Below are 491 nucleotides of genomic sequence, written 5' to 3' on the forward strand. Positions count from 1 at the left end.
TTTTCATCGTTTGATTGGTCTTTGGCTGATTTTACTGGTTGTGATTTAACGGGTGGGGCGCTTGGCGAGCTTGATGCAAGGCGAATTAATTTAGATGGAGTGAAGTTGGATGGAGAGCAGGCGCTTCAGCTTGTTGAGAGTTTAGGTGTTATTGTTCACCGATAAAATCTAGGTAAAAAACGCCTAATGCCCCAATGTGGTACTAATCAAAAACGGAGCGAAGCGACATCTTCATCTTGTCTTTGCTTTTCTCCATGATCAGTTATTGGGTCATGGTCTCTTAGCTCGTTAATCTGGCTAAGTTTGGTTAGGTTGGGCTTCTTTCGACACTTCGCAATCCAAGAAATCCCTAGTCCGTTGATTGGTGCTCTTATCAGGTACGCACTGTAATCTTTCGATACCGCAGCGTGATTCGGAGGTAGAGCCGGAATTTCGTTTTCCGGTACGTTTTTACTACCACAATTTGCCTGTTTATCCTTTCGGAGACCGGG

General features: G+C 44.6%; 1 protein-coding gene and 1 pseudogene. One reads left to right on the top strand and one right to left on the bottom strand.

Annotation, left to right across the window (positions count from 1 at the left end):
- A pseudogene (locus BHE89_RS20230) lies at positions 1-165 on the top strand (fluoroquinolone resistance protein); the annotation flags it as partial.
- Between the two features lie 41 nt (positions 166-206).
- Here the strand turns inward: BHE89_RS20230 and BHE89_RS24470 are convergent.
- On the bottom strand, positions 207-491 hold a 285-nt coding region (locus BHE89_RS24470; protein ID WP_216081037.1), incomplete at its 5' end, for a hypothetical protein.

Origin of the sequence: Shigella sp. FC1967 (assembly GCF_001743005.1) — a bacterium.
Lineage (GTDB): Bacteria > Pseudomonadota > Gammaproteobacteria > Enterobacterales > Enterobacteriaceae > Proteus.